3 protein-coding genes are annotated in these 2,323 nt (G+C 40.8%); all 3 read left to right on the forward strand.

From position 1 onward, the window contains the following. Positions 1-111: 111 nt before the first annotated feature. Genes ETR37_RS17940 through ETR37_RS17950 form a run of 3 tightly spaced genes read left to right on the forward strand, consistent with a single transcriptional unit; the run spans position 112 to position 2,132 of the window. A complete protein-coding gene (locus ETR37_RS17940) occupies positions 112-417 on the forward strand; it encodes a helix-turn-helix domain-containing protein (protein ID WP_240673924.1) in 306 nt (101 codons plus the stop codon). Next, positions 414-1,505, forward strand: coding sequence for an XdhC family protein (locus ETR37_RS17945; protein ID WP_129447623.1), 1,092 nt, complete (start codon positions 414-416; stop codon positions 1,503-1,505). The genes ETR37_RS17940 and ETR37_RS17945 overlap by 4 nt, the downstream gene beginning before the upstream one ends. 21 nt (positions 1,506-1,526) lie before the next feature. Continuing rightward, entirely contained in the window at positions 1,527-2,132 is a 606-nt protein-coding gene (locus ETR37_RS17950; protein ID WP_015375186.1) for a nucleotidyltransferase family protein, read from the forward strand. Positions 2,133-2,323: the final 191 nt, after the last annotated feature.

Genomic DNA, 2,323 nt, shown 5'->3' on the forward strand with positions numbered 1-2,323 from the left:
TCGTTTGTGTGTTCAGTTGTAAATCTTTAATTCAACTTATATATCAATGGGAATAGAAATTTTTCTTCAGACTTAAAAAACCCTATTGAAAGCGCTATTCAGTTTATTCAGATGAACTATGGATACCCTCTTACGCTAAAAGAGGTAGCAGATCAGGTATATTTAAGCCCATCTTATTTCAGTCGATTATTTAAAGAAGAAGTCGGTATGACATTTGTGGAATATTTGTCGTTTGTTAGAGTGCAGAAAGCGAAAAGTTTACTTAGATTTTCCAGTCTGCCGATTGAAGTCATAGCTCATAATACGGGATTTTCTAATCCTGGTTACTTTGCGACCACTTTCAAAAAAATTGTGGGAAAAACGCCAAGTGAATATCGGGAGCAATTCTATTTTCAGGAAAAGGGGGTGAAGTCGTGATTGCTATAAAAAAAGAATTGGAACGTTGTAAAAAGGAAGGGCTTTCAGGTGTACTTGGAACGATTATTTCGACAGAAGGATCTACTTATCAAAAAGCAGGAGCAAAATGTTTTATTTCAGAAGACCGGAAGCTCACTGGGCTTTTAAGTGGCGGATGCGTGGAATCAGATATTATTGAACACGCCATGAAGGTTCTTGAGACTGGAAAACCGACCATCATCCATTATGATTTTTACGGAGACGATGACATCGTTTGGGGTCTTGGGGTTGGTTGCAACGGAAAAATGAATATTTTTTTACAGCCGTATCTTCCTGCCAAACAACCTGAAAAGGCAGCTATTATTGATCGGTACTTTTCGGACTCTCTCCAAAAAACGTTACACACTGTCACGATTGTGAAAGCGAAAGACGAATCGCTGCAAGGGAAAATGTGGGTCATTGATAGTGCTTTCGATAATAGCGACATACCTATCTCTGTTCGGGAGATTGCCGTCGATTATATGATGAGAAAAAAGGATTTGAAAAATGAAATGGTTTATTTAGGTGGCGAGCAAGATTTGTACGTGTATTATGAATCAATAAGTCCACCGCCTCATCTTATCGTTTTCGGCGCGGGTCCTGATGCCATTCCACTTGTCAAGATGGCGAAAAATTTGAAGTGGCTAGTTACTGTGCTTGATTATCGCCCATCTTATTGCAATGAGGAAAATTTTCCAGAAGCCGATTTCATTCATGTCTATCCTGCTGGTAGCGTACCAAACGTTTCCCTTCATGAAAACTCATATGTTGTCATTATGACACACAACTTCTTGCATGATAGGGAAATTTTAGAATCTATTTTAAATTCAAATGCGGCCTACATCGGACTATTAGGACCGAGAAAAAGAACGGATAGATTGATTGCGACAAGCAACACACTCCTATCCAATGAAAATGTCTATCGCATCCATAGTCCGATTGGACTGGATATCGGAGCGAAAACGCCAGAAGAAATCGCACTCAGTATTTTGGCTGAAATCATGATGGTATATAGAGGAGGAACTGGAAGAAAACTGTCGCAACTGGCATCTATGGCGCATTCTGTATGAAGGAGGTGCCAGTCTATTAAGATGAGAAAGAACATATGGGGAATTATCTTAGCTTCAGGTTTTTCAAAGCGCATGGGAAAACCAAAGCTGCTTCTTCCGTACAAAGGTAAACCTATTATCCGGCATGTGATTGATGAAAGTATGGAGTCGCGTTTAAGCGGTGTGGTTGTCGTAGTCAATCCCGAGGTTGCCGAGCTTAGAAATGAAGTTTCTAGGTCGTGCGTGAGCAAACTCGTTTTGAATGAACAGGCGGGACAAGGAATGTCAACATCGTTAAAAGCAGGGTTGATGAATCTGCCTTTAACGGCTGATGCTGCTGTTGTGTTGCTTGGTGATCAGCCGCTTGTCTCATCAGATGATATAGATGCGGTAATTGAATGTTATGAATCGAATGGCGGCCCCCTCATTGTCCAAGCAAGCTATCAATCGAAAAGAGGGCATCCTGTTCTGTTTGATTGCTCGATGTTTCCACATCTTTTCAATGTAACAGGCGATGAAGGCGCGAGATCTGTTTTAAAAATGTTCTCGAATAAGATCTGTTTTGCTAGAATCGATAAACCATTCCCAAGTGATATTGATACACCGGAAGACTATGAGCAGCTTCTTAGGAAGGAGCATTCCCGTTAGGAGCTTTTCCGGGGACTTGATCAAAAAAAGCCCTCTTGGTATTGAACATATCCCTGTCAAGTAGACAGTGTGAAAAATACCCACCTTCTTCAGCTGCTTGTTAGGATAGTGGAATGAGGAAACGTTGTCAAGGAAAGCACTTGACAACGAGTCAGTCAAGACTTTGTGGAGAACATTTTTTCGGTTCACTA

Source organism: Geobacillus sp. PK12 (genome assembly GCF_004123125.1).
GTDB lineage: Bacteria > Bacillota > Bacilli > Bacillales > Anoxybacillaceae > Geobacillus > Geobacillus zalihae.

Coding starts and splice junctions, on each gene's coding strand:
- ETR37_RS17940 (WP_240673924.1), top strand. CDS start 112: ATGAACTATGGATACCCTCTTACGCTAAAAGAGGTAGCAGATCAGGTA.
- ETR37_RS17950 (WP_015375186.1), top strand. CDS start 1,527: ATGAGAAAGAACATATGGGGAATTATCTTAGCTTCAGGTTTTTCAAAG.